Raw genomic sequence first — 25621 nt, forward strand, 5'->3', positions numbered from 1 at the left:
TCGTTTGGCTCCTGTAACAGCCATCAGCCAAGAGTTGGTGCGCTTTGATACGCAGAAGCTGGATAACCCAGAGATCAGCGGTGTGGAGTACCAGCAAGGCACCTTGCTGGGCTACGAAGTACGCGAGTACCTGCTGGAAAAATGGGGGCGTGAGTGTGCCTACTGTGGCACCACCGATACGCCGCTGGAGATCGAGCATGTGGTGCCGCGTTCACGCGGCGGCTCGAATCGTGTCAGTAATTTGACCCTAAGCTGCCACCCCTGCAACCAGAGCAAGGATGCGCTGTCACTGGTGGATTTTTTCGCTACTGACAAAGGCCTGAAAAAGCGCCTGAAAGCCAACGGCCACACCGCTAACGCTCGGCTTGAACGTGTGCAGCGCCAGCTTAAACAACCGCTGCGCGATGCCAGTGCGGTCAATGCCACGCGCTGGGCGCTGTTCTCCGCGCTCAACGCCACCGGCTTGCCGGTGACAGTAGCCAGCGGTGGTCGTACCAAATACAACCGGCAGCGCCTCAACATCCCCAAATCGCATGCCCTGGATGCCGCCTGCGTGGGTGCTTTCGAGAAGCTGCATGACTGGACAGTGCCGACACTGACGATCAAGGCGATGGGGCGTGGCAGCTATCAACGCACGCGATTGACAAAGTACGGCTTCCCACGCGGCTTTTTGATGCGGCAGAAGCAGGTGCACGGCTTTCAAACCGGACATGGTGCGTGCGATAGTACCCACCGGTAAGAAGGCCGGTACCCATACGGGGCGTGTCGCGATACGCAAAACCGGCAGTTTCAACATCCAAGCCGAATACGGTGCAGTGCAAGGCATCTCGCACAAATACTGCACCCTCATCCAACGCGGTGATGGCTACGGCTATCACTTCACACTCTTCAGCAACCTAACAGGAGGAGCGGGACAGGCGGTGGCGTAACCCAGTCGTCCTGCGGGCGACGCGCTATCCCTCCCGGCACTAGAAGTACCGGGTATCCCGCGCAAAATCAGATGAAATAACGGCTTAGAGCGATATCATCGCCTAGGTCGTCCGCTTCTCTAGTCTGGCATAAAAAAAGCCATCGTGACTGCTTTGCGCGGGAAACAGCTGGCGTCCCTGACCGCTCTGCTCTCCCCAGGCCACATCGTGGGGCGTAGTGGCGTTGGCATCCGGTGTGCGGGCCAGAAACGCATCGATTTGTGCCGCATTCTCTTCGGGCAGCACTGAGCAAGTGGCGTAGAGCAGCGTGCCGCCAGGACGCAGTAGCGGCCAGAGGTTATCCAGCAGTTGGCGCTGCAGTTTAGCGAGCTGACGAATATCCTCTTTACGGCGTAGCGCTTTGATATCCGGGTGGCGACGAATCACGCCCGTGCCCGAGCAAGGGGCGTCCAACAAAATGGCGTCAAACGGTGTGCCGCTCCACCAGTCGCGGGTAGTGGCGTCGGCGTGCTTTAGCTCGGCGCTCAGCCCTAAGCGGCTGAGCGTATCGTCCACCCGCGCCAGCCGCTGGTTGTCGTTATCAATGGCGGTGAGTGCAATATCAAACTGCTCTAACAGATGGGCGGTTTTGCCGCCAGGCGCGCAGCAAGCATCCAATACGTGAGCACCGGGGCGTGGGGCGAGCGCCGGGCCAAGCAGCGCTGCAGAGAGCTGCGCCGCTTCATCCTGCACGCTGACGTGGCCCTGCTCAAAACCGGGCAGTATGGCAACGTCGCAGGGCGTTGTTAGCGTAATGCCGTCTGGAGCGTGACAACAGAGATGCCCGTCTAAGCCTTGCTCGGTCAGCTGCTGGAGATACGCTTCACGGTCGTTATAGTGCTGGTTGACGCGTAGGGTCATCGGTCCTGGCTCGTTATTGGCCTGGGCAATGGCACGCCACTGTTCGGGCCAAGCGTGGCGCAGGGCGTCCAGCAGCCAGGGCGGATGCTCCAGGGCAACGTTTTCGTCACGATCAACGACTTCTTGCAGCGCGTCGGCTTCACGCTGCAGGCGTCGCAGGCAGCCGTTCAATACTCGGGTGGCCCACTCTTTGCCAAGCAGGCGTGCTGCCCCGGCGGTTTCTCCTACCGCTGCGTGGGCAGGAATGCGCATATAAAGCAGCTGATAAATACCTACCAGCAGCAGAGCGTGGATATCGGCATCGCGCTTTTTAAATGGCTGTTTGAGGAGCTGGCTAGCCAGTGCTTCTAGGCGTGGAAGGCGGCGGCAGGTGCCGTAACAGAGCTCTTTCAGCAGGCCACGGTCTCGGGCCACTACGCTATGTTCATCCAAGCTGGCCAGCGACCCTTTATCAGTGAGAACCGGGACGAGGCTACGGGCAGCGGCTGCGCGGACATCTAGGCCGCTGCCGCCTTTGGCTGGGCGTTGCTGGCTCATTGGCTAGCTCCTTGCGGGGTTTGCCCAAGGCGAACGCCGACGGTGAGTGAGGTTTGGCGGGCGTTTAATAAGTCGCGTATCGCCATCGCTTTGCCGCCAGGTAGCTGGGCACGGCTGACACACAGCACTTCTTGCCCTTGTTCGCCGCAGGCAATACGCAGGTGATCATCGCCATGTTCCAACAGCGTACCGGGGGGCGATGGCGGCTGTTCACCTTGCTCGACGCTGGCCATGAGTAGGCGCAGGCGGTCGTTACCTAGCGTGCACCAAGCCACCGGCCACGGGTTGAAGGCGCGGATTTTGCGCGCCAGCTGCTCGGCGGGCTGGCTAAAGTCTAGCTCGGCCTCGGCCTTGCTGAGCTTGGCGGCGTAGGTCACGCCCTCTTCCGGCTGAGGCGTTGCCTCTAGGCTGCCGTTGTCGAGGTTGTCCAGCACGTGGATCAGCGCATTAGCACCTTGAATGGCCAGCCGGTCGTGGAGGTCGCCACCGGTGGTGCGGGAGGTAATTGGGGTACGCACTTCATACAGCATGGCGCCGGTATCCAGCCCCGCATCCATTTGCATGATGGTCACACCGGAGACGCTGTCGCCCGCTTCAATGGCGCGCTGAATCGGCGCCGCACCGCGCCAGCGGGGCAGCAGCGAGGCGTGCACGTTAATGCAGCCTAGGCGCGGCGTGTCCAGCACCGCTTGGGGTAGCAGCAGCCCATAGGCGACGACGACCATCACATCGGCGTTCAGTGCCGCCAGTTCGGCTTGATCATCGGCGTCTTTGAGACTGGCGGGTTGGACCACCGGCAGCCCGTGCTCTTGTGCTAGCTGTTTGACCGGGCTGGGCGTGAGCTTGCGGCCGCGTCCAGCAGGGCGGTCGGGTTGGGTGTAAACCGCCACCACTTCGTGTTCGCTGTCGAGAACGGCAGCAAGGCTGGAGGCGGCGAAGTCTGGCGTGCCAGCAAAAACAACGCGTAACGGTGACATGGTGGAGAGCCCTTAAGAGAGAAAGTGCCATCTATGAAACGCACAAAGGCCGAGAGGCAGCGCTGTTGTTACAGGCGAGTGCCTGCGGGCAGCGTGTCAGCTCGGCCAGTGGCCAGGTGATGAGGTGCCGGTTAGGCGTCGTTCATCAGCTTGTGGCGCTTTTGCATTTTTTTCATCACCCGGTCGCGCTTGAGCGGTGAGAGGTAATCCACAAATAGTACGCCTTCCAGATGGTCGTACTCATGTTGAATGCAATGGGCCAGTAGGCCATCTGCTTCCAGCTCGTAGGGCTCACCGTTACGATCCAGCGCGTTGAGCTTCACTTTCAGGTAGCGCGGCACTTCAGCGTAGTATTCAGGGATCGACAAACAGCCCTCGGAGAGCGGCTCTTTGGCATCGCCAATGGGCTCGTAGCGCGGGTTAATCAGCACCAGCGGTTGGGAGTTATCGTCGCTGACATCCATCACCACCACGCGGCGATGGACATCGATTTGCGTTGCGGCAAGGCCGATGCCGCGCGCGTCGTACATGGTCTCCAACATATCGTCAACGAGCTGGCGGACCTCGTCGTCAACGGTTTCCACCGGTACCGCCTTGGTGCGCAGGCGCTCGTCGGGGAATTCGAGAATAGGAAGTTTGGCCATGGCGTTACAATCACCGTTATGCTGAGTCTTTAAGATGAGCTGGCTGCCACCTGTGTCGGCGAGCCTAACTACTTTACTATTGACCACTATATCATGCTGATAGCGATCCTGGGCACGCGCGACACCGTGCAGCCCCTTAAACCGCTTCACCAACGACTGCCCGGGGAGAATCGGATGGTGGCTCTAAAGCCTCTTTATTATAGCGTCTTTGGCGTGCTCTTAATGTGGGTGCTGTTGGTCAGCCAGCCAGCCTTAGCCGTGGAAGGGCTGCGCAACGATGCGCCACAGCGCTACGAAGTAGTGCCTGGCGACACGCTGTGGGATATCTCCGCCCGTTATTTACGCTCGCCCTGGCAGTGGCCTTCGCTATGGCAGGCGAATCCGCAAGTTCGTAACCCGCACCTTATCTACCCCGGCGATGTGCTGGTATTGGGGACATGCCAAGGCCAACCATGCCTTTCTGTGGAGCGGGGCCAAGGGGTCGTAAAGCTCTCGCCGCAGATGCGTACAGTGCCTAAACGAGAGGCGATTACTCCTATTCCGATGGAGGTGGTGCGCGCCTTTCTACGGGAGCATCGCGTGGTGGAGCCAGGAGAGAGCCCGCAGGAGCTTGCGTATGTGGTGGGCGGCGATAACCAGCGCTTGATTAGCGGCGCAGGCGATACCCTGTACGTGCGTGGCAACGTACCCGCTAGAACGCGCCTGGGCATCTACCGTCCAGGCGAGCCCTATGTATCAGCCAATGGCGCACTGTTGGGCGATGAGTTGATCAATATTGGCGAGGCGCGCTACCTGGGCAGCGAGGGCGATATTGCTCGCATCGAAGTGCTTAGCGCCTACCAAGAAGTGCGTAATAACGACATCCTGCTGCCTCTAGAAGATCGTGAGCTAAGCGATGCCTTTGTTCCCCGCGCACCGTTGAATAACGTGTCGGGCCAGATTGTTGCGGTACCGGGCGGAGTACGATTTATTGGGCGGCTGCAAGTGGTGGCACTGGACCTGGGAACGCAAGACGGCCTACAGCCGGGCCATGTATTGCGTGTAGACCAGCAAGGGGAGTTGGTAACTGACCCACGTACCCAAGAACTGCTGCGGTTGCCCAATACCGAGGCAGGATTGGTGATGGTGTTCAGGCCCTATAACCATATGAGTTACGCCTTGGTCATGCAGGCCTCAAGGGTGCTGGCAGTGGGAGATAGTGTACACACGCCGACGCGCTAAGGTGTGCATCAAGATTTGATATAAGGGGAGCTCTATGGACGCTAAGGAGTGGCTGGCGGTAAATGCTTTGCCCGGTATGGGCGCTGCGCGGATTGCGCAAATGGTGGCGCGCAAGCCGCAATGGCCACAAGGGTGGCTAGCGACTTTGCCCAGCAATGCCGCCAATGCCCTGCGATTGTGGCTGGCGCAGCCAGAACGCAGCCCGCTGCAACAAACGGTCAATGACACCCTCTCCTGGTTACAAGAAGGCCCCAACCGCCATCTGCTTCACCGCGACCATCCTGCATGGCCAGACCTTTTAAGCCAACTTCCTGACCCGCCAGCAGTACTATGGGCCCAGGGCGATCTTCGCGCGTTAGAGGCCCCAGGCCTTGCCATGGTAGGTACTCGTCGCCCAACGTCGGAAGGGAGTGGACATGCCCAGGCGTTTGCCCGGGAGTTGGCCAACCGAGGCTGGTGCATTGTCAGCGGGATGGCGCTGGGTGTGGATGGGGTGGCTCAGCGTGCGGCGCTCGCCGCAGGTGGAAGCTCCATTGCCGTGCTTGGCTGTGGTATTGATGTCATCTACCCCGCCCGCCATCGTGATTTGTATGAACAGCTCAGTACGCTACCCGGCGGCTTGCTGCTCTCTGAGCATCCACCAGGCACCGTGGCCCGTCCGGCCTTCTTCCCCCGGCGCAACCGAATTGTAACGGGCCTTTCGCTAGGCACTTTAGTGGTTGAAGCAGCCGAGAAGAGTGGCTCGCTCGTCAGCGCCCGCCTCGCCCTAGAGCAGGGTCGCGAGCTGTTTGCGCTGCCGGGTTCGCTACACAATGTCCAGGCTCGTGGCTGCCTGCAACTGTTGCGTAGTGGCGCCACCCTGGTACGCCATGTGGACGATATTCTCGAAGAGTTACAGCATTGGGTGTCGCGCTTTGTGCCTGCGCCGCTAGCAGTTGCAGCCGATGAGCCGTTGGCTCATCAACCGAGTGTTGAATTACCGTCGGCGGATAATCTGTTAGACGCCTTAGGCCCATCGCCTACCCCCATTGATGTGTTGGTGCAGAGCACCGGTATCTCGGTCAGCGAGTGCCAGCAGCGGCTATTGATGCTGGAGCTGGATGGCAAAGTGACGCAGCAGGCGGGTGGTTGGGTGCGGCTGGCAGCGCCATGGTAAGATGCAAACTCAATTTTGTGATTGGCTGAGAGCTTATCAGGAGCGTCTATGAAACCGGCGGTTGACGTGAAAGCGGCGGTGAGCGCGCTGCGTAAAGGCGGTGTGATTGCCTGCCCCACCGAAGCGGTATGGGGGTTAAGCTGTGACCCCGATAACGACGAAGCGCTGGCGCATCTCATGCGTATGAAGGAGCGCGACCCGGCCAAGGGCGTGATTTTGGTGGCGGCGAGTATCGCGCAATTTCAGCCCTGGTTGAACCAGTTGCCGTTGGAACTCCATGCGCCGTTGGCGGCCAGTTGGCCAGGCCCGAATACTTGGCTGGTGCCGGACAATGGTCGCAGCCACGGCCTAGTACGCGGCGCTCATCAAAGCGTGGCGCTACGCGTCACCGACCATCCGCTGATGAAAGCACTGTGCGAAGCGTTTGGCGGGCCGCTCGTCTCCACTTCCGCTAACCGTGCAGGCGATCCGCCCGCTATGAGCGCGGAAGAAGTCGCCACGATCTTTGGCGATGACGTAGCCGCCATCGTGGCGGGCGAATTGGGCGGCAATGCCAAACCCAGCACCATCCGCGATTTAGTGACCGGCAAAGTGATGCGTGACTAGCCGCTCGGCTTCGTCACACTGTCAGCGATTCACGATTCACGATTCACGATTCACCTCACCAGGAGTTACCGTGGCCCACGAGCACCTAGACGACGTTAAAGCGTACCTTCTCGACCTTCAGGAGCGCCTCTGTGAAGGGCTTGCTGCCGCCGATGGGCGGGCCGCGTTCAAAGAGGATAGCTGGCAGCGCGAAGAGGGCGGCGGAGGCCGCTCGCGGGTGATGGAGTCGGGCGCTATTTTCGAAAAAGGCGGCGTCAACTTTTCCCATGTCCACGGTGCGCAGCTGCCGCCGTCTGCGACTGCTGCCCGGCCCGAGCTAGCCGGGCGCAGCTTCCACGCGGTGGGAGTCTCCTGGGTGATGCATCCTGAAAACCCCAATGTGCCGACAAGCCACGGCAACGTTCGCTTCTTTATTGCCGCAAAAGAGGGTGAGCCGCCGGTGTGGTGGTTTGGTGGCGGTTTTGACCTAACCCCCTACTATCCGGTGTTTGAAGATGTGGTGCACTGGCACCAAGTGGCCCGCGAGGCCTGCGCGCCCTTTGGTGAGGGCGTTTACGAGCGCTACAAAGCGTGGTGCGACGACTACTTCTATCTGAAGCACCGCGAGGAGACCCGTGGCGTCGGCGGACTCTTTTTTGATGACTTGAACGAAGGCAGCTTTGAAGAGTGTTTTGCGTTTCAGCGCGCGGTGGGTGATAGCTTTCTGGATGCTTACCTTCCCATTGTCGAGCGCCGAAAGCAGGACGCGTGGGGCGAACGCGAGCGTGATTTCCAGCTTTACCGCCGCGGCCGCTACGTGGAGTTCAATCTGGTGTGGGACCGGGGTACGCTGTTTGGCCTGCAAAGCGGCGGGCGCACGGAGTCCATTCTGATGTCCATGCCGCCGCTGGCCCGTTGGGAGTACGCTTTCACTCCCGAGCCGGGCAGCCGTGAAGCGCAACTGCACGACTATTTGGTGCCACGCGATTGGTTGGCCGAGGCCACCCAGCAGAACAACGCCTAAGGAGCTTCGATGACTGACCGCTACTGTGTGTTTGGTAACCCAATCAAACACTCTAAATCGCCGCTGATCCACGGTGAGTTTGCCAGCCAGACTCATCAGGCCATGAGTTACACCGCCGAGCTGGTGCCGGTAGAGGGGTTTGCCGACGCATGGCGGGCGTTTATCGCCGATGGTGGCCGTGGTGCCAACGTGACCGTTCCCTTCAAAGGCGATGCCTTTGCGCTTTGCGATACCCTGAGCCACCGTGCCAAACGCGCACAGGCGGTGAATACGCTGATTGTGGGCGGTAACGGGCGTACCTATGGCGATACCACCGACGGTATCGGGTTAGTGCGGGATTTGGCCTATCACCGCGTCCCTCTGGCGGGTAAGCGTGTGCTGGTCATCGGCGCAGGCGGCGCGGTGCGTGGCGTATTGGAACCGCTGCTGGCGGAGCAGCCCAGTGAGGTCGTTATCGTCAACCGCACGGCAGAGAAAGCCGAGCAGTTGGCCCAAGCGTTTGCCGACTTGGGCAATATCCAGGGCGGCGGTTTAGCATCCATCGACGGGCAGTTTGATCTGGTGATTAACGGCACCAGTGCCAGCCTATCAGGCGAGCTGCCGCCGCTGCCGGAGACGCTGTTTGCCAAAGGTGCCTGGGCCTACGATATGATGTACGGTTCAGAGCCGACGGTGTTTCTACAGTGGGCAGGGCCGCGAGGCGCCAAGCTGCTGGATGGTTTGGGAATGCTGGTCGAGCAAGCCGCCGAGTCGTTTTTTCTATGGCGCAACGTGCGGCCTGAAACGGCCAGCGTGCGCACGCTGCTGCGGCAATCGCTCAACTATTAGCCGGTAGGGGGATAGGCGATAGTTGAGGCAATGGGGGCGAACGCCCCCATTCAGGTTGTGCTTGGGCTAACGCGGTTTGGTATAAAACCCCACCATACACATCACCAGCCCCACCACGGATAACAGCATGCCGCCATTCACCAGCAGCGGCGAGCGCTGCAGCCACGACACAAAAGGTTGTGGCGTATCGTAGCAAGCTCCTTCCAGATAGTTCCAGTAGCCGCCCTCAAGCTGGCAGGCGCGAACGTCGCCCAGCTCCCAAAAATAGACGCCCAGCAGTACTAAAATCGGCAGGACTAACAGCAGTAAACCCAAACGGATCATCGAAACCTCTAAGCGCCGCTATGGACGCGGGCAGTTGGGAGTGCGGCCGTTGTTGCGGGCCTGCTCATAACTCGTCAGTGCCCGATCCATGTTGGCTTGGAGGCCCTGAATGCGCTGGCCTTGCCCGGGGTGGGTCGACATCCATACGGGGGGCGCGCCGCCGCCGGTGGCTGCCTGCATATTCTCCCACAGAGTGACGCTTTCACGTGGGTTGAAGCCTGCTTGGGCCATGAGGTCTAGGCCAATCACATCGGCCTCGCTCTCATGGGCGCGGGAGAATGGTAGTACGATGCCGTACTGAGCGCCCATGCCGAGTACCCCCATCAGCTGCTGGCCACCGGCGGACTGCATGCCGGAGGTGCTGGAGAGTACCGATAGGCCTAATGACGTGGCGCTCTCGGTTGAGGCGCGCTCATTGGCGTGGTTGGCCAGCACGTGACCAATCTCATGACCAATCACAGAGGCTAATTGGTCCTGGGTTGTGGCAATATCCAGCATGCCCGTGTTCACACCCATGTAGCCGCCAGGAAGGGCAAAGGCGTTGGGCTGCTCGGATTCAAACACCCGGATTTGCCAGTCTAACTGCTGCTGCTCGGCAGGCAGTTCTGCCACAATGGCATCCGCAATACACTGCACATAGCGCTGGCTTGCCTGACCCGCTGTGGGCAGTTCCTGCTGATATTGGGTAAACGCCTGACGGCCCATCTCGTTCAGCTCGCTATCAGAGAGCAGCAATAGCTGCGAGCGACCGGTGGGGGAGGTCGTACAGGCGGCGATTGAGGCGCAGAGCGCCGTAACCGCTAATGGGCGAAGCCAACGCATAGATAGTTTCCTTATAGACGAGTGGGGATCCTTGCACACAAGTTGACATCCTCCCTTCCCTCAACTTGCGCTGCCGTCTGGCGACGGAAAGGAAGAGGATTCCCAGGTTGTTACCTTCCTGGTTTCTGTTTCCAAGACGATTGCCCGAGGGAATGGCTTGGTTATCGCCGTAAAAGTCCCACGGTGGGGATTTTTACGGTGGCGAACCAACTCATATCCCCCAGGTCTCACATTGTCTCCACAGACGTCACTTTCCGAGTGCCCCTCGGTAGGTCGTGTCGACGTGCGTAGTATAGCACTGTACAAAACGTCAGCAAGGGCATCCTGCGGATGCCGCGCTATCCATCCGCTCACTAAAAGTAAGCGGTTTTTCGCGCTGGTTAATAACCACTGTTAGTGGTAAACCAACCCTTATCATAACGCTCTCTGAGGATGACGATGGATGCTGAATTAAGCCAGCGCCTAGCGCGGTTACTCGATCATGTAGACCACTGGCTGCCGCCTGCGCCTACGCCGGTGGAATGGAACACCCATGTCGCGGCCATCTGGCAGCGCCACCCACTGGGCGGGCGGTTGGTGCCGGTACCGCCGAGAGACACCATGACGCTGGACGACCTGCTAGGCATTGAGCGCCAAAAGCTGGCGTTGGTCGATAACACCCGGGCATTTTTGCAGGGGCTGCCAGCTAACCATGCGCTGCTCTGGGGCTCACGAGGTAGCGGGAAATCGTCTGTGATACGTGCGCTGCTCAACTCGCTGGCCACAGAGGGGTTACGGCTGATCCAGGTTGACCGACATGATCTATCGAGTCTGCCGCTGCTAGTGGAACAACTGCGGGATCAGCCGCATCGCTTCGTAGTGTACTGTGACGATCTCTCCTTCGAGGGTAACGATGACGCGTATAAGGCGCTCAAGAGCGTGCTAGACGGCGCGCTGACCGGGCCACCAGATAACGTACTGCTCTATGCCACCTCGAACCGTCGTCACCTGCTGCCGGAGTCGATGGATGACAATAGCGGTTCACGGTTGGTGGGCGAGGAGTTGCATCACGGCGATGCGGTGGAAGAGAAAATCTCGCTGTCAGACCGTTTCGGCCTGTGGTTAGGCTTTCATCCGTTTAGCCAAGCCACCTATCTGGAGGTTTGCGAACACTGGGTGAGTCGTATTGGTGGACAGCAAGAGTGGGATGAGGCCGCCCGTGCGGAGGCGGTACGTTTTGCCACGCTACGCGGTGGGCGCAGCGGCCGGACAGCGTGGCAGTTTGCGGCCCAGTACGTGGGCCGCAAACGCCTTCATGAGCGCGGTGAGTAGCGCGCTTGGCAAGCCTTAGCGCTGGGGGTTGAGCTGCCCGTCGGCGCCCACGTTCAAGCGAATGGTCGGGGTGAGCAGGCCAGCGGGCAGTGTCATGCCCAGGCCGCGCAAATCCCCTGGGGTAATGGCCAGTTCACTGCCTGCAGGCAGCTCCCCTTGGCTGGCGAGTTGGCTCGCCAGCTCTAGCATTGGCGTCATTTGCTGGTGGTCTGCAGCTAGAACATCAAAGGCCACCGGCAGGCGGAGATTGGCGTCTTCCCCAGACGTGAGGGTAACGTTCTGCCCATAATTGCCTTGCACTGGGTCTACGCCAGGCATGTCCAGCGTCCAGCGAAAGCCCGACATCTCCACCGGAGGCATGCCAGCGGGCAGGCCAAGCCCCATCGCCAGGGTGGCTTGCACCGGCAAGCTGCCAGCACCCAGGCTAGAGGCCAGCAAGCTCGATAGATCGCTGGTGTCCAATCCAGCATTGACGCTGTAAGGGCCAATGCGTACGTCCTCAATCCCCAGCGATGTGACCGCCAGACGAAACGCAAACAACCCTGTTTGAGGCAACGCCAAGCAGCCGGTTAGCAGGCTCGCCAGCAGCAGTAAAACCAAGCCGCGTCCGCGACGAAAAGCGTAGTGCATGTACGTCCCTCCTAAGAAGGGCAAGTGTTGATAAGAAAGGATCGGTCGAGCAGGTGACGAAAAGCGTCGCTATTTGAGGGCGGGAGGGGGGCTCTGTCAAGTAGATTCGGTGGTAGTGCCAACAAAAACGCCCGCTGCGTATACAACGGGCGGGGAAGCAAAGTGCCGCGCTTAACGGCGGCTTTTGCGCGCCTCTTTGGTACGGTTAAGCTCGCGCTTTTTGGCTTTCTCTTTATCGCTGGCGCCCGCCATGTTATCGAACGGGTTGTTGCCCGACCGGAACTCAAAGCGCATCGGCGTGCCGCGCACCTTCAACACTTTACGGAAGGTATTGGTCAGGTAGCGACGATAAGCCTCAGGCAGCGATGCTGTCTGGTTGCCATGCACCACAATAATCGGCGGGTTGCTGCCACCCTGGTGAGCCATACGCAGCTTGATGCGGCGGCCGTTGACCATGGGGGGCGGATGCTGGCTTACCGCATCCTGCAGCAGCGTGGTGAGACGGTTGGTCGACCAGTGCGCGTTGGCGGCGTTAAACGCCCGCTCAATGGAGGGGTACAAGTCGCCCACTGCGGTGCCATGCAGCGCGGAAATAAAGTGCAGCTCGGCGTAGTCGGCAAAGCCCAGACGGCGCTTGATGTCGGCGCGCATCTTCTCTTTGGCTTCGCTCTCCAGCCCGTCCCACTTGTTGACCGCCAGTACCAACGCACGCCCTGTGGTGAGCACGTAGTCCAGCAGGTGCAGGTCCTGCTCAACCAAGCCGCTGCGGGCGTCCAATACCATGACGGCCACGTGGCTCTCTTTGATCGCATCCAGCGTTTTGATGATCGAGAACTTTTCGGCGATTTCACGCACGTTCTTACGCCGCCGAATGCCGGCGGTGTCGATCAGCACGTACGGCTTGCCGTTGCGCTCGAAAGGGATTTCGATAGCGTCGCGGGTGGTGCCCGCTTCATCGAATACTACCACGCGCTCTTCACCGAGCAGGCGGTTGACCAGCGTAGATTTACCCACGTTCGGGCGGCCAATCACGCCAATGCGAATGCCTTTGCTGCCTGTATCGGCAGGAATGCTGGCATCCCGTTCGGGGAAGGGTTCAAGCACCGTATCAATCAGCAGCGATACGTTGCGGCCATGAGCGGCGGCAATCGGCCACGGGTCACCCAGGCCCAGTTTCCAGAAATCGGCCATGGCCGAGTGCTCTTCCAGGCCGTCGGTCTTGTTGACCACCAGCCAGGTCTTTTTCTGGTTGACGCGCAGGTGGTTGGCAATCGCTTCGTCGGCGACGTTCAACCCGGCGCGGGCATCGACCAGGAACAGCACGATATCGGCTTCGTCGATGGCCGCGAGGGACTGCTCGGCCATCGCGGCATCGATGCCTTCTTCGTCACCGCTGATACCGCCGGTATCGATGACGGTGTACGCCTTTCCACCCAGCATGCCGTTACCGTATTTACGGTCACGGGTCAGGCCAGGAAAGTCTGCCACCAGCGCATCGCGCGAGCGGGTCAGACGGTTAAACAGCGTCGATTTGCCCACATTGGGGCGACCGACTAATGCAATGACGGGTGTCATGGAGTTACTTCCAGGGTTTCCAGGCGACCATTGTTGGCCTGGACATGAATGGTGCTGCCTTCAGTCACCGGGCGCACGCTAATACCCGAATCATCGATACGGGTGCGGCCGACCAGGTTGCCTTCGCGGGCGTCGATGAGGTGGACATAACCCTCAAAATCACCCACGACGATGCGGCCATCGGCAAAGGCGGGGGCGGTGAGCCAGCGATCTTCCAGGTCATCGTTACGCCAGATCTCTTGGCCGCTGTTGGCGTCCAAGGCAACGATGTGGCTGTCGTCGCTGACCACAAATAAGAAGTCGCCCACCAGAATCGGCGTGTGGCGGCTGGAGAGGTTGGTTTCCCACAGCACACCGCCACGGGTCGCTTCCAGCGCAACCACACGGCCGTTGTAGCTAGTCACGAACAGGAGGCCATCGGGGCTAAGTACTGGCTGGCCAGACAGGTCCACTAGGCGCTCAACGTCGCTACGGCCACGTGGTGTGGCAATCTGCATTTCCCAAAGGGGCTGGCCGCTGCGGTTGTCCAGCGTCGCCAGGCGTCCGTTGGCCAAGCCCACGAAGGTGACCGGGTCGATGACCATTGGCGTTCCGGTACCACGCAGCGTCAAGGCAGGCTGCGAGCTGGTATACACCCAGCGCTCTTCGCCGCTAGCGCGATCCAGAGCGGTAATTTGGCCGTCCACGCTCTGAACCAGCAGTAGCTGCTGGTTGGCTTGCGGAGCTGCCAGTACTTCGCTGGTGACCCGCGAACGCCAGGCAACGCTACCGTCGCGCTGGTCGAGGGCAATCACTTCACCGTTGCGGGTGCCCAAGTACACCTGGCCTGCAATCGCGTTCAGCGCACTAGAAATAGGGGTATCCAGCTCGACTTCCCACTCACGCTCGCCGCTGTTGGCATTGAACGCGGCCACTAGACCGTTGGTGTCTGCTGCAAAGACCGTATCGCCTTCACGGGATGGGGCGATGGGGTAGCGAGCGGGGCCAAAGCCATCGCCAACGCGGCGACCCCAAACGCTGTCCAGCGAAGAGGTTTCATCAAAGCTGCGCAGCTCTTTGGGCGTGAACGCTGGCTCACCTTTGCTGGCACAGCCAGCCAATAGCGCCAGCGCCATGGCGCCGAGCGTGGTGCGCATCAGATGTTTAGAAAAAAGCGGTTTTGACAGGCTAGTCGTTATCACTGTGTCGCCTCCTCGGCGCCGAGATCGTCGAGCTTGAGCTGCACGCCATAAAGCGGCTGGTTCTGCGTTTGGGCGATAGACTGCGCGGTTTGCCATGCATCGCGAGCCTGCTCTGGCTGGTTCTGAGCCAGGAAAGCATCGCCTCGCACGTTGGCTTGTTGAGCGGCCAGCGCATCGGAAATAGGCTGATCAAGAAGCGCTAGCGCGGCTTCCGGGTTACCTTCAGCCACTTCAATGCGTGCCAAGCGCAGCCATGCCAGGCTTTGCACATAGCGGCGTGAGGAGTTGCTGGCCACGTCCTGCAGTGCCTGCTTGGCCGCGGCCAGATCGCCTTCCTGCACGGCCAGGCGGGCCTCCAGCAGCTGTGCCAGTTCGGCATACAGGGTGTTGCCGTAGTCGTCGGTGAGCTCATCAATCAGCGTTTGTGCCGCGCTTAACTGATCCCCTTCCAAGGTGGTGCCAGCGGTCATGTTGATGAGCTGCTGGTATCGGGCAGAAGCTGCCTCTGACTTACCCTCTTGGTAGTTCTGCCATGCGTTCCAACCAAAGACGCCCGCCGCAGCGAGAACGGCACCGGCAATGAGCGAGGTCCCGTTCTCTTTCCACCAGCGTTTGACGACTTCTAGCTGCTCTTCTTCGCTTCTCAGCTCCGCCACGGGCGGCCTCCTGTTTCATGGGTCAGCCGCTTTTGCGGCTAACGAGTGTTCATCCGCCCCAGGCATCGCTGGGGGCAGTTACGTTAATGAGACGGTAGGTTAGGCAGTAACTCGCGAAGCGTCTCGGCCAACGCTGCCTGGGCCACCTGCTGCTGCTCGCGGTCATCGCGCAGAAACTTCAGTGTGGCGGTTTGGTTGGCGAGCTCATCCTCACCCAGCAGAATTGCCACCGGCGCGGCGCTCTTGTCGGCCTTTTTCATGCGACTCTTGAAGCTGCCGCCGCCGCAGTGCAGCTGCAGGCGCAGGTCGGGCAGTGCGCTGCGCAGCTGTTCTGCCAGGGTGAGAGCTGCCACGGTGGCGCTGTCATCCATCGGCACTAGATAAGCGTCGCAGCCGCCTAGGGCCTCATCAGGTACCAAGTTGAGCGTTTCCAGCAGTAGTACCAGGCGCTCGATCCCCATGGCGAAGCCCACCGCAGGCGTGGGTTTGCCACCAAGCTGCTCGACCAGACCATCGTAGCGGCCACCGGCACAGACGGTGCCCTGGCTGCCCAGCGCAGTGGTGGTCCACTCGAACACCGTGCGGCAGTAGTAGTCCAGGCCGCGCACCAAGCGCGGGTTGACTACGTACGGAATACCGGCGGCATCCAGCATCGCTTTGAGCTGCTCGAAATGCGCGCGGGACTCATCGTCCAGATGATCCATCAACTGCGGGGCCGCGTTGAGCATCTCGGCCATATCCGGGTTTTTGGAGTCCAGAATGCGCAGCGGATTGCTGGTTAAGCGTCGTTTGGAGTCTTCATCGAGAACGTCTTGGTGCTGCTCAAAGTAGGCCACCAGTTTGTCTCGGTAGGCCGCCCGTGCTTCAGCGGAACCCAGGGAGTTCAGCTCCAGGGTGACGTGCTCCATCAAGCCAAGCTCTTGCCATAGCCGTGCCGAGAGCAGTATGACTTCGGCATCAATGTCCGGGCCATCAAAGCCGTAGGTTTCCACGCCCACTTGGTGAAACTGACGGTAACGCCCTTTCTGAGGCCGTTCGTGGCGGAACATCGGCCCTTGGTACCAAAGCCGCTGGGTTTGGTTATGCAGCAAGCCGTGTTCCATTGCCGCCCGCACGCAGCTGGCGGTGCCTTCAGGGCGCAGCGTCAGGCTGTCACCGTTGCGGTCGTCGAAGGTGTACATCTCTTTCTCGACGATATCGGTGACTTCGCCAATCGAGCGGGCAAACAGCGCGGTTTGCTCCACGATTGGCGTACGAATTTCATCGAAGCCGTAGCGGTGCATCAATTGGCGTACTTTGCCCTCAAAAAATTGCCAGCGAGGGCTGTCGCTGGGCAATAGGTCGTTCATACCACGGATGGCTTGAATCTTTTTAGCGGCGGACTTGCTCAATGAAAACTCCTTGTCTGGGCGGCAGCGCGAGGCGCAAGGCGTGCCGCCTGTTGCAGGCAACGCAGGTGTCAAACGCTGCGTGCAATCATGTTCTCTTGCTGCTGCTCTTTCTGGCGTACCTTGTCGCGGATCAGCTTTTCCAGGTCATCTACCAGATGATCGTTGCGCAGCTTACTCGCCGGTTTGCCATCGATGTAGACCAAGTTGGCGGGTGAGCCGCCGGTTAGGCCGATATCGGTCTCTTTAGCTTCGCCGGGGCCGTTGACCACACAGCCAATCACCGAGACATCCAGCGGCGTCATCACATCTTCCAGGCGCTCTTCAAGCTGGTTCATGGTGCTGATGACGTCAAAGTTCTGTCGCGAGCAGCTGGGGCAGGCGATGAAGTTAATGCCCTTGGCGCGCAGCTTCAGGCTCTTGAGCATGTCGAACCCGACCTTGATCTCTTCCACCGGGTCGGCAGCCAGCGAGACGCGGATGGTGTCGCCGATACCGTCCATCAACAGCATGCCTAGGCCAATGGAGGACTTCACTGTGCCCGAACGCAGGCCGCCTGCTTCGGTGATACCCAGGTGCAGCGGCTGCTCGATGCGGGTGGCAAGGTCGCGATAAGCGGCCACCGCCATAAACACATCAGACGCTTTCACGCTGACTTTAAACTCCTGGAAATCGAGGCGGTCCAGGTGGTCAATATGGCGCATGGCAGACTCAACCAGCGCGGCGGGCGTAGGCTCGCCGTACTTCTTTTGCAGATCTTTTTCCAGCGACCCGGCGTTCACCCCGATACGGATTGGAATACCGTGGTCGCGGGCGGCGCTTACCACAGCGCGTACGCGATCTTCCCGGCCAATATTGCCGGGATTGATGCGCAGACAGTCAACGCCTAGCTCAGCGACGCGCAGGGCGATTTTGTAATCGAAATGAATGTCGGCAACGAGGGGGATGGCTACGCGCTGCTTGATTTTGCCGAAGGCTTCAGCGGCGTCCATATCCGGCACAGAGACGCGTACGATATCTGCTCCGGCTTTTTCCAACTGCTGGATCTGGCCGACGGTGGCGTCCACATCCAGGGTATTGGTGTTGGTCATGCTCTGTACGGAAATCGGCGCATCGCCGCCCACGGCCACATTGCCAACATGAATTTGGCGTGACAGACGGCGTTTAATCGGAGAAGGGGCGTGCATAAGACGAGTCACTCTCCCAGGGTAAAGCGGGCAACGTTATTGGTACCGGCGCGCTCGGCAAGGTTGACGAGCTCACCTTGGTAGCGCAGTTCTACACCGGTGGCGTTGCCGACGGTTAAACGAAAAGGCGGTTCGCCCTCAACGCTCGCGGTAGTGCCGGGGGTTTGTAGACCGACAAACACACGCTGGTTGTTGGCATCGAAAATCTCTGTCCAGGACTGCTCGTTAAACGTCAGCTCCAGCAAGTTGGGGTTAGCAGCGGGGGCGGCATTGGCCACCTCTTCAGCAGGCGCCTCAGCTACATCGGTCGCTGCGTCGGCGTCAACCGCCGGGGCCGCAGGTTCGTCGCTAGCGGCAGCGGTTGGCTCATCGTTGTCAGCAGCGGGCGCACTGCTATCGCGAATATCGCTGTCGGCGGGCTCGCCGCTGACCACATCGTTAGTCAACTCCTCCGTTGCGGCGGGCTCATCAGGTGTGACCACCGGAGTAGGCTCTGGAGCTGGCTCGGGTTCGCTGATGAACGCTTCGTTCTCTTCCATAGCGGGTGAGGCGCCGATGCTCGGCGGCTCGCTGCCACCTCTGCTTTGCCACCAAGCAACCGTCACGGCAATCAGCCCGGCAATCACCAGCAGAGTGACTAACTTAAAGAGCCATGCGCCTACTTTGGATGGCGGCTTAGTCACGGTAACCGGGGCCACCTTGCGTTCGGCATCACGGGTGCCGTGGCGAACCTGGTAAGCTTCAAGCACCACACGTTCGTCCATGCCTAAATATTTGGCATAGGCGCGCAAGTAGCCGCGACGATACGCAGCGACGGGAATCTCTTCGTAATTATCGCGCTCTAGGCCATCCACCACAGCAGGGCGCAGGTTCAGTGCTCGGGCGGCATCCGTCAGCGGGACGCCCAGCGATTCGCGTTGACGAGAAAGCAACTCACCGGGGGTTGCTGTGCTGTGGGCCGTAGTAACACTATCTTGTAACTGTGTGTCGCTCATAGCTGAGCATCCTTCAATAATGTGGTGATCAGGGCGGCAATCAGTTGTTTAGCAAGCGCTGGTAGTCGGCAGCCGCGGCGTCGTCACCGCGGGCGAGGGCGACATCGATCGCCAGTTCCAGTGCCGCTGGGTCTGGGCCGGCTAGCTGCAGATAGTTCTGCAGCGGTGCCCAGGCCTGATCATAATTGCCCTGTGAAACTTCCAGTTCGGCTAACATTAAATACCCGCGTGGGTTGCGCGGGTCGATACTTTGCGCGCGTTGCAAACGTTCGCGCGCTTTATCAAATTCATCTATTGCCAAATAGCACTGCCCCAGGTTGGTAAATAGCTGGGCACGATTGGCGTACTGGGCATCCTGAGATGCTATTTCTAACTGTTCGCAGGCCTGTGAAAACTGCGCCTGCTGATACAAAAACGCGGCGTAGTTGTTACGCGCGCGAGTAAACGAGGGCGCTGCATTCAACGCCTGCTGGAAGTAGCGGTTGGCAAGATCGCTCTCTCCCTGCTGTTGATAGACCAGCGCGAGCGCCTGAAGTGCCTCAGGGTGGCGCGGGTCCAGTTCAAGAGCACGATCAAGGGCATTCAACGCGCGGGGCAGGTTATCACGCTCTAGGTAGGCGACGCCAAGCTGGGTGTAGGCTTCTGCCGCGCCGGGGTTGGCGTCGTCACTGATCCCTTGGCCAGAGGTGGCGCAGCCCGCCAGCAGCAGGCTGCCAGCAAGCACGGACAGCATGGGCATCCTAAAAAGGGTAATGCGCCTGCGGTGACCGATCATCTACGCCCTCTTAAGTCGAAACTATTGAGCCAGTGCTGCAAGGTGGATGCTTTGTAAGCACCCGGCAAAAGCGTGTCCATCAAAGCGCTGTGTCAGGTGGATGTCAAGACAGCAGCGATTAGTCAGCGTCAAGCTGAACGGACTGAATATAGCGTGCGCTACGTTTGGTACGGTCTTTTACGCGGCCCACTAGCTGACCACAGGCGGCATCAATATCGTCGCCACGGGTCATGCGCACGGTAGCGTTGTACTCTAAGTCGTACAGCCACTGTTGGAAGCGCATCACTTGGTTACGCGATGGCTTCTCGTAACCTGAGTTCGGGAAAGGGTTAAACGGAATCAGGTTGATTTTACACGGCAGCTCTTTGAGCAAAGCGGCCAGTTGTTCGGCGTGCTCTTGCTGATCGTTGACGTCTTTGATCAGCGTGTACTCAATCGTGACCTGACGGTTATCTGGGCACTTGGCCAGATAACGGTGGCAGGCATCCAGCAGCGCACGAATATTGTACTTACGGTTGATCGGTACTAGCTCGTTGCGCAGCTCATCGGTGGAGGCGTGCAGCGAGATAGCAAGGCTCACATCTATCTCATCGCCCAGCTTGTCAATCATCGGTACAACACCCGATGTGGAGAGCGTGACGCGGCGCTTGGAGAGCCCGTAACCGTTATCGTCGAGCATCAGCTTCATGGCGGGCACGACGTTATCGAAATTGAGCAGCGGTTCGCCCATACCCATCATGACCACGTTGGTCACCGGGCGATTGGCGGTATCACGGCGCGGGCCAACACTGCGTTGGGCAACCCACACCTGGCCGATAATCTCGGCGGCGGTTAAGTTACGCTGGAAGCCCTGTTTACCGGTAGAGCAGAAGCTACAGTCCAGCGAACAACCCACTTGGGAAGAGACACACAGCGTGCGCCGCTTACCGTTTTCAGCGGGAATCAGCACCGTTTCTACGTAGCTGCCATCCTCAACCTCTAACACCCATTTACGGGTGCCGTCGCTGGAAGTGCCTTCGTAGACAACGCCCGGGCCGCGAATTTCAGCGACTTGGGAGAGCTTGTCGCGCAGCGGTTTCGACAGGTTGGTCATCGCCGTGAAGTCGTCGATGCCTTCCTGGTGAATCCACTTCATTACCTGAGTGGCGCGGAATTTCTTTTCGCCAATTGATAAAAAGAAAGCTTCCATCTGCTCGCGGGAAAGCCCCAGCAGGTTCTGGCGTGCCGGTGCCGCTTGTTGAGCAGTCGCGCTGTCAGGAGTCGTGTTGGGGGCAGGCGTATGTTGAGCTACGGTGGTGGTCATGGCGGTCAGCGTTCAGAAAGAGGCGGGGGCAAAGCCCCCGCGAAAATGGCCGGCAACGAAGGTTGAAACGGCGGCGCTTGGTTTAGCGCGGGCAGATTTCGTCGTTACCGAAGAAGTAGCTAATTTCGCGCTCAGCGCTTTCCGGAGAATCAGAGCCATGGACAGCGTTGGCGTCGATTGTTTCCGCAAAGTCAGCGCGAATGGTGCCCGGAGCGGCTTCTTTCGGGTTGGTAGCACCCATCAGCTCACGGTTTTTAGCGATGGCGCCTTCGCCTTCCAGCACTTGTACCACTACCGGGCCAGAGGTCATGAAGCCAACTAGGTCTTTGAAGAAGGGACGCTCTTTGTGCTCGGCGTAGAAGCCACCAGCCTTCTCTTCGGAGAGGTGCATCATTTTAGCGGCAACGACCTTCAGGCCCGCTTTTTCAAAGCGTGCAATGATCTCGCCAATGGCATTTTTAGCAACGGCATCGGGCTTGATGATGGAAAGAGTACGTTCAGTCGCCATGCAGAAATCTCCTTAAAAGGGATAAAGCAGAAATTGCCGCCCCGGAAAGCCGGGGCGGCGCAGGAAAAAAGTGGTCGGCTAGGGCCGTATGTTGCGTCGGCTGCCGAGTGGCCGCGATTATAGCGCCTCCCGGTGGGGATGAATACCGGTGATATACGCAACAGCCACGGCGGATAGCTTAGACTGTGAAGCTTTCACCGCAGCCGCACTGATCTTTTACATTGGGGTTGTTGAAGCGGAAAAAGCGATTCAAGCCTTCGTTGACGTAATCCACTTCGCTGCCGTCTAGCATCTCGACGGCATCAGGAGCCACGTAGACGCTTGCGCCGTGATCTTCGAAACGCACATCGTCATCCCGTGCTTCATCGGCAAAATCAAGCACATAGCTGTAGCCAGAACAGCCGCTGGGTTTAACGGATACCCGCAGGCCTAGCCCCTGGCCGCGCTCGTCGAGCACACGCTGAATTTGTTCAGCTGCAGCGGGCGTAATGTTTAGTGTTGCCATGGAGCGTTCTCCTTTAAGAAGTCGTTAGCAGTGCGTCAGGAGAGCGTCAGCCGCCTAACGTGCGGTCGCACGTAAGCCGCTCACCGCGTGGCGCAGTAGGGTTAATGCGTGGTCGATATCGGCCTCTTGGGTAAAGCGCCCAAAGCTAATACGCAGCGATGAGAGCGCGAGCCGACGGGGCGTACCAATGCCCAGTAGTACATAAGACGGGTCAACGCTTGCCGAGTTGCAGGCAGAGCCGGTAGACACGGCCACATCCCGAAGCGCCATCAGCAGTGCCTCGCCATCCACGCCTTCAAACGCCAAGTTCAAGATGTTGGGAACGGCGTTCTCCAGTGGGGAGTTGGGGATGATGCCTTCCAGGTTTGATAAGCCGCTTAGAAAGCGTTCGCGTAGCGCCGAAATATGGGCCTGATCCGCGTCCTGCTGCTGTTGCATGACGTTAAACGCTTCACCCATCCCGGCAATCTGATGAGTAGGCAGCGTGCCGGAGCGCATGCCGCGCTCGTGGCCGCCACCATGAATGAGTGCCTCGACGCGAATATCCGGGTGGCGTTTCACATACAGAGCGCCGACCCCTTTAGGCCCGTAGGCTTTGTGGCCTGATAGCGACATCAAATCAATATGCTGAGCGACCACGTCGAGCGGAATACGCCCCACCGCCTGGGCGGCATCGGTGTGGAACGCCGCCCCGAACTCATGGGTGACTTCCGCTAGGGCGGCAATATCATGAATGCTGCCTAGCTCATTATTCACCGCCATTAGCGATACCAGTGCCGTGTCGTCGCGCATGGCGGCACGCAGTTGCTCAGGGGTGATGCGTCCATCGCGCCCTGGGGTTAGCCAGGTGATCTCGAAGCCTTCGCTCTCCAGTGCCTTGGCGGTGTCTACCACCGCTTTATGCTCAATGCTGGAGGTGACAAGGTGCATGCCACGTTCGCGGTTAGCACGCATAAAGCCAATCAGCGCTAGGTTATTGGCTTCGGTGGCGCCACTGGTCCAGACGATTTCACGCGGGTCAGCGCCGATCATATCGGCCACTTGGCGGCGCGCCTGTTCCACCACCTGCTCGGCCTGCCAGCCCAGCATATGGCTGCGGGAAGCGGGGTTGGCGAACAGCTGGTCTACCGTGAGGTAGCGCTGCATCACCTCAGCCACACGACCATCGACCGGCGTCGTGGCGGCATAATCGAGATAAATGGGCAGAGAGGGAGTGGAGGTCATCGTCATAGATTCCAGCGTGCAGTAAATACCTTCAGGGGGAAGACGCGAGGATGCCAGCATCGACCCGCTGTTTTTGCCGGGTAGCGATGCGGATCACATCAGGGCGCTGTATCAACTGCGCCAGCGTAATATCGTCGAGAAAACTGCGAATTTGCCCGGATAGCTCGCACCATAAATGGTGCGTTAAACAGGTATCGCCCTGCTGGCAGTCGGATAGCCCCTGGCAGCGGGTCGCGTCGACGGTTTCGTTGACTGCATCAATCACCAGAGAGACGCTGATCTCCTCGGGTGCTTTGGCCAGTAGGTAACCGCCACCCGGCCCGCGCACGCTGCTAACTAGCCCCGCCCGGCGCAGCCTTGCGAAGAGTTGCTCCAGGTAAGAGAGCGAGATCTCCTGTCGCAGGGAGATATCTCCCAGGCTGGTAGGGCCGCTGGGGGCGTTAAGCGCCAAATCCAGCATGGCCGTAACGGCGTAACGGCCTTTTGTCGTCAAGCGCATAGCAGGTACCCCTCGTCGCTGAGCTTTCAGCGCGCTGGCAGCAAATGTTGCGCCATTATGGAAATCCTGAGTGCTTTGGTCAACTATTGCGCGTGGTGCTGCTTTCCGGTGATGGGCTGCTGCGTTCCTGGGCAGTATGACCAAGGCCAGGGCAGCCGGTATCGTTTTCATCCAGAATATCGGCAAAGTCCTCATCTCGCAGAGCCGGTAACTGGCCATCGCGGTAGTTGGCGTCGAGCTTGCGAAGCGTTGAGCACATGCGCTCGATACGCTCGTCCACGGCGTGCATGTGATCGAGCATGGCCTGCATCGAACGCGCCACCGGGTCGGGCATGTCTTGGCTGACGCCATAGGCATCGAAACCAAACTTCTGGCAGATGGCTTCCCGGCGGGCCGGGTCGATATCCAGCGCCTCTTCCATATCCGGGGCGGCGCGTTTGACGATTTTGCCGGGGATGCCGACCACCGTTGCTCCCGCTGGCACCTCTTTTGTAACTACCGCGTTAGAGCCAATTTTGGCACCTGCGCCCACGGTAAACGGCCCCAGTATCTTGGCGCCGGCACCAACAATCACACCATCTTCCAGCGTAGGGTGACGTTTGCCTTTGTTCCAACTGGTGCCGCCTAGCGTCACGCCTTGGTAGAGCGTGACGTTATCGCCCACCTGTGCGGTTTCACCAATCACCACGCCCATGCCATGGTCGATAAAAAAGCGCCGCCCAATGGTTGCGCCTGGGTGGATTTCAATGCCAGTGAGCCAGCGGGAGAAGGTCGATAGCGTTCGTGCTAGCCACTTAAAGTTCTTTTTCCACAGCCAGTGGCCGCAGCGGTGCAGCAACAGGGCGTGCAGGCCGGGATAGTTGGTCAGCACCTCAAGAAAGTTACGTGCCGCCGGGTCGCGGTCAAATACGCTATTGATGTCTTCACGCAGGCGTTGAAACATGGGTGATCCTTGGGCGTTAAGGGAGGCAGCAGCAATACAGTATTGGTATATGGTGAGTGCAAAGCGGCAGTCGAAAAGGCGATGTTGGGGCGCGTTGTTGTAACTTCAAGTTTAGGCCATTGCCGCTTTGCTGGCGCCTTTTACGACGAGAGCGCTGTGACGGGTTAGCCGAGTTTGTCGCGACTCTCTTTATTCATACTTTATTTATACGCTGCGTCTCGCTCTGTTGGGCGGCCTTTTCAGTCGCCGAGAGGATGCCGCGCAGAATGTTCATCTCCATCTTTTCAGGCCGTGACCGAAGATAGAGACGGCGCAGGCGTGCCATGAGCTGGCGCGGCAGGGCAGGGTCGTGAAACTCGATGGCGATTAGCGTGCGCTCTAAGTGCTCGAAGTAGCGCTCAAGCTCTTCGTGGGTCGCTAGCTCGTCATTATCATCGACAGCAGTTGGGGCATCTGCCTGGCTTAGCCACGCCATGCGACACTCGTAGGCCACCACTTGAACCGCCGCGGCAAGGTTGAGCGAGCTAAAATCAGCGTTGGTCGGAATATGCACATGGGCATGGCAGCGCTGCAGCTCGGCGTTGGTTAAGCCGCTGTCTTCACGGCCAAACACCAGCGCCACACGGGCATTTTCTGGCTGGCATTCGCCGGGTAGGCGCTCGGCAAGTTCCCGAGGCGATATCATCGGCCAGGGCAGCGTGCGCGAGCGGGCGCTGGCGCCAACAGCTAGCGTGCAATCGGCCACGGCTTCTTCAAGTGTGGCATGCACTGTAGCTTGGTGAAGTAGATGGTCGGCACCTGAGGCGCGAGAAATACTGTCTTGGGTGATCACATCGCAGCGAGGAGCGACCAGGGCTAAATCAGCTAAGCCCATGTTGTGCATGGCGCGTGCCACGCCGCCAATGTTGCCAGGGTGGCTGGTGCCAATTAAAACAATTCGGATGCGCTCAAGCATAGTAGGCCCGGTTCATGTGCGTAAAACGCGCAGTTTAGC

The 25621-nt window shown here is 59.5% G+C and carries 27 protein-coding genes; 7 read left to right on the top strand and 20 right to left on the bottom strand.

The genetic code is table 11. The features are described from left to right. A partial coding sequence (gene iscB, locus AC13CN_RS07430; RefSeq protein ID WP_483053106.1) for an RNA-guided endonuclease IscB occupies positions 1 to 739 on the top strand: 739 nt, incomplete at its 5' end. A 292-nt stretch (positions 740 to 1031) separates the two neighbouring features. Here iscB and rsmB read toward each other — a convergent pair. The 3 genes from rsmB to def all read right to left on the bottom strand — a co-directional run bounded on the left by rsmB (position 1032) and on the right by def (position 3987). Then, a complete protein-coding gene (gene rsmB / locus AC13CN_RS07435) occupies positions 1032 to 2366 on the bottom strand; it encodes a 16S rRNA (cytosine(967)-C(5))-methyltransferase RsmB (protein ID WP_172515394.1) in 1335 nt (444 codons plus the stop codon). Next, entirely contained in the window at positions 2363 to 3343 is a 981-nt protein-coding gene (gene fmt / locus AC13CN_RS07440) for a methionyl-tRNA formyltransferase (protein ID WP_044628942.1), read from the bottom strand. The genes rsmB and fmt overlap by 4 nt, the downstream gene beginning before the upstream one ends. Before the next feature lie 131 nt (positions 3344 to 3474). Beyond that, positions 3475 to 3987, bottom strand: coding sequence for a peptide deformylase (gene def / locus AC13CN_RS07445; protein WP_044628953.1), 513 nt, complete (start codon positions 3985 to 3987; stop codon positions 3475 to 3477). Positions 3988 to 4161: 174 nt separating this feature from the next. Here def and AC13CN_RS07450 point away from each other — a divergent pair, with 174 nt between their 5' ends. From AC13CN_RS07450 to aroE, 5 genes are all read left to right on the top strand, one after another. Further along, on the top strand, positions 4162 to 5208 hold the full coding sequence (locus AC13CN_RS07450) for a LysM peptidoglycan-binding domain-containing protein (RefSeq protein WP_253557489.1): 1047 nt from the start codon (positions 4162 to 4164) through the stop codon (positions 5206 to 5208). A gap of 34 nt (positions 5209 to 5242) precedes the next feature. After that, positions 5243 to 6364 (top strand): DNA-processing protein DprA, encoded by a 1122-nt coding sequence (gene dprA / locus AC13CN_RS07455; RefSeq protein WP_044628940.1) that lies wholly within the window; start codon positions 5243 to 5245, stop codon positions 6362 to 6364. A gap of 48 nt (positions 6365 to 6412) precedes the next feature. Beyond that, entirely contained in the window at positions 6413 to 6970 is a 558-nt protein-coding gene (gene tsaC / locus AC13CN_RS07460; protein ID WP_044628939.1) for an L-threonylcarbamoyladenylate synthase type 1 TsaC, read from the top strand. A gap of 70 nt (positions 6971 to 7040) precedes the next feature. Next, positions 7041 to 7973 carry an oxygen-dependent coproporphyrinogen oxidase gene (gene hemF / locus AC13CN_RS07465; RefSeq protein ID WP_044628938.1) on the top strand — a complete coding sequence of 311 codons (933 nt, stop codon included), beginning with the start codon at positions 7041 to 7043 and terminating at the stop codon, positions 7971 to 7973. Between the two features lie 9 nt (positions 7974 to 7982). Continuing rightward, entirely contained in the window at positions 7983 to 8801 is an 819-nt protein-coding gene (gene aroE, locus AC13CN_RS07470; RefSeq protein ID WP_253557490.1) for a shikimate dehydrogenase, read from the top strand. Positions 8802 to 8867: 66 nt separating this feature from the next. Here aroE and AC13CN_RS07475 read toward each other — a convergent pair whose 3' ends face one another. Both AC13CN_RS07475 and AC13CN_RS07480 read right to left on the bottom strand, forming a co-directional pair. After that, on the bottom strand, positions 8868 to 9125 hold the full coding sequence (locus AC13CN_RS07475; protein ID WP_044628936.1) for a hypothetical protein: 258 nt from the start codon (positions 9123 to 9125) through the stop codon (positions 8868 to 8870). An 18-nt stretch (positions 9126 to 9143) separates the two neighbouring features. Next, complete coding sequence (locus AC13CN_RS07480; protein ID WP_062359912.1) at positions 9144 to 9947, bottom strand: M48 family metallopeptidase; 804 nt, start codon at positions 9945 to 9947, stop codon at positions 9144 to 9146. Between the two features lie 438 nt (positions 9948 to 10385). Between AC13CN_RS07480 and AC13CN_RS07485 the strand changes: the two genes are divergently transcribed. Next, complete coding sequence (locus AC13CN_RS07485) at positions 10386 to 11258, top strand: ATP-binding protein (protein WP_253557491.1); 873 nt, start codon at positions 10386 to 10388, stop codon at positions 11256 to 11258. A gap of 15 nt (positions 11259 to 11273) precedes the next feature. Here the strand turns inward: AC13CN_RS07485 and AC13CN_RS07490 are convergent, their stop codons facing one another. The 15 genes from AC13CN_RS07490 to trmJ form a co-directional block, all read right to left on the bottom strand. Continuing rightward, a complete protein-coding gene (locus AC13CN_RS07490) occupies positions 11274 to 11888 on the bottom strand; it encodes a hypothetical protein (RefSeq protein WP_253557493.1) in 615 nt (204 codons plus the stop codon). 171 nt (positions 11889 to 12059) lie between these two features. After that, positions 12060 to 13463, bottom strand: a complete 1404-nt coding sequence (der, locus tag AC13CN_RS07495) for a ribosome biogenesis GTPase Der (RefSeq protein WP_054644943.1) — start codon at positions 13461 to 13463, stop codon at positions 12060 to 12062. Further along, positions 13460 to 14599 carry an outer membrane protein assembly factor BamB gene (gene bamB, locus AC13CN_RS07500; RefSeq protein ID WP_054644948.1) on the bottom strand — a complete coding sequence of 380 codons (1140 nt, stop codon included), beginning with the start codon at positions 14597 to 14599 and terminating at the stop codon, positions 13460 to 13462. The genes der and bamB overlap by 4 nt, the downstream gene beginning before the upstream one ends. Before the next feature lie 41 nt (positions 14600 to 14640). Further along, on the bottom strand, positions 14641 to 15300 hold the full coding sequence (locus AC13CN_RS07505) for a YfgM family protein (protein WP_054644944.1): 660 nt from the start codon (positions 15298 to 15300) through the stop codon (positions 14641 to 14643). Positions 15301 to 15383: 83 nt separating this feature from the next. Further along, on the bottom strand, positions 15384 to 16691 hold the full coding sequence (hisS, locus tag AC13CN_RS07510) for a histidine--tRNA ligase (RefSeq protein WP_054641567.1): 1308 nt from the start codon (positions 16689 to 16691) through the stop codon (positions 15384 to 15386). A 68-nt stretch (positions 16692 to 16759) separates the two neighbouring features. Then, positions 16760 to 17875, bottom strand: a complete 1116-nt coding sequence (gene ispG / locus AC13CN_RS07515; protein ID WP_054641568.1) for a flavodoxin-dependent (E)-4-hydroxy-3-methylbut-2-enyl-diphosphate synthase — start codon at positions 17873 to 17875, stop codon at positions 16760 to 16762. Between the two features lie 8 nt (positions 17876 to 17883). Next, on the bottom strand, positions 17884 to 18870 hold the full coding sequence (locus AC13CN_RS07520; RefSeq protein WP_054641569.1) for a RodZ domain-containing protein: 987 nt from the start codon (positions 18868 to 18870) through the stop codon (positions 17884 to 17886). Between the two features lie 40 nt (positions 18871 to 18910). Further along, positions 18911 to 19645, bottom strand: coding sequence for a type IV pilus biogenesis/stability protein PilW (gene pilW / locus AC13CN_RS07525; protein ID WP_253557497.1), 735 nt, complete (start codon positions 19643 to 19645; stop codon positions 18911 to 18913). 118 nt (positions 19646 to 19763) lie between these two features. Then, the gene (gene rlmN / locus AC13CN_RS07530; protein WP_044628925.1) at positions 19764 to 20948 is read right to left on the bottom strand and encodes a dual-specificity RNA methyltransferase RlmN; all 1185 of its coding nucleotides are present in this window, start codon (positions 20946 to 20948) and stop codon (positions 19764 to 19766) included. A gap of 82 nt (positions 20949 to 21030) precedes the next feature. Next, positions 21031 to 21456, bottom strand: a complete 426-nt coding sequence (ndk, locus tag AC13CN_RS07535) for a nucleoside-diphosphate kinase (RefSeq protein WP_044628924.1) — start codon at positions 21454 to 21456, stop codon at positions 21031 to 21033. A gap of 178 nt (positions 21457 to 21634) precedes the next feature. Next, on the bottom strand, positions 21635 to 21961 hold the full coding sequence (locus AC13CN_RS07540) for a HesB/IscA family protein (RefSeq protein ID WP_044628923.1): 327 nt from the start codon (positions 21959 to 21961) through the stop codon (positions 21635 to 21637). A 54-nt stretch (positions 21962 to 22015) separates the two neighbouring features. Continuing rightward, positions 22016 to 23191 (bottom strand): aminotransferase class V-fold PLP-dependent enzyme, encoded by a 1176-nt coding sequence (locus AC13CN_RS07545; protein WP_474786890.1) that lies wholly within the window; start codon positions 23189 to 23191, stop codon positions 22016 to 22018. A 25-nt stretch (positions 23192 to 23216) separates the two neighbouring features. Then, a complete protein-coding gene (locus AC13CN_RS07550) occupies positions 23217 to 23684 on the bottom strand; it encodes a Fe-S cluster assembly transcription factor (RefSeq protein WP_044628921.1) in 468 nt (155 codons plus the stop codon). 79 nt (positions 23685 to 23763) lie between these two features. After that, a complete protein-coding gene (gene cysE, locus AC13CN_RS07555; protein ID WP_062359893.1) occupies positions 23764 to 24627 on the bottom strand; it encodes a serine O-acetyltransferase in 864 nt (287 codons plus the stop codon). A 193-nt stretch (positions 24628 to 24820) separates the two neighbouring features. After that, entirely contained in the window at positions 24821 to 25582 is a 762-nt protein-coding gene (gene trmJ / locus AC13CN_RS07560; RefSeq protein WP_062359891.1) for a tRNA (cytosine(32)/uridine(32)-2'-O)-methyltransferase TrmJ, read from the bottom strand. Positions 25583 to 25621: the final 39 nt, after the last annotated feature.

Source organism: Vreelandella sp. L-25 (assembly GCF_056857535.1).